Source organism: Acinetobacter sp. P8-3-8 (assembly GCF_000214135.1).
In the GTDB taxonomy this organism is placed as follows: Bacteria; Pseudomonadota; Gammaproteobacteria; order Pseudomonadales; family Moraxellaceae; genus Acinetobacter.
Map to the genome: position 1 here is coordinate 1 of NZ_AFIE01000186.1, position 325 is coordinate 325.

A 325-nucleotide genomic window follows, 5' to 3' on the forward strand; every position below is an offset into this window, starting at 1 on the left:
TTGGGCAACCGAGAACAAAGTGAAGCCATGTTTGAGAAGTGGTTGGTGAGAGTGAATCGGATGTTGGTGATGGAAGATAAAGAGGTGTTTTGATGAAGTGGATTAAATTAAGCGATAAGCAACCACAGTGTTATCAGCGTGTTTTGTGTCACAGGCCTGATAAATTTACTGTAATTGGCAAAGCTACACTTGGCTCAAATGGCTGTACTTTTCAGGGTGAAGATGGATATCAATTGTTGGAAGTCACTCATTGGATGCCGCTACCCGAAAAACCAGAAGAATGATTGTTGGAGCAGGAAATGCAAAAAGCCGTGTTTCCTATCCA

1 protein-coding gene is annotated in these 325 nt (G+C 42.2%); it reads left to right on the forward strand.

The window, feature by feature from the left end:
• Positions 1 to 92 precede the first annotated feature (92 nt).
• Positions 93 to 284 carry a DUF551 domain-containing protein gene (locus GGG_RS0119265; protein WP_010118253.1) on the forward strand — a complete coding sequence of 64 codons (192 nt, stop codon included), beginning with the start codon at positions 93 to 95 and terminating at the stop codon, positions 282 to 284.
• Positions 285 to 325: the final 41 nt, after the last annotated feature.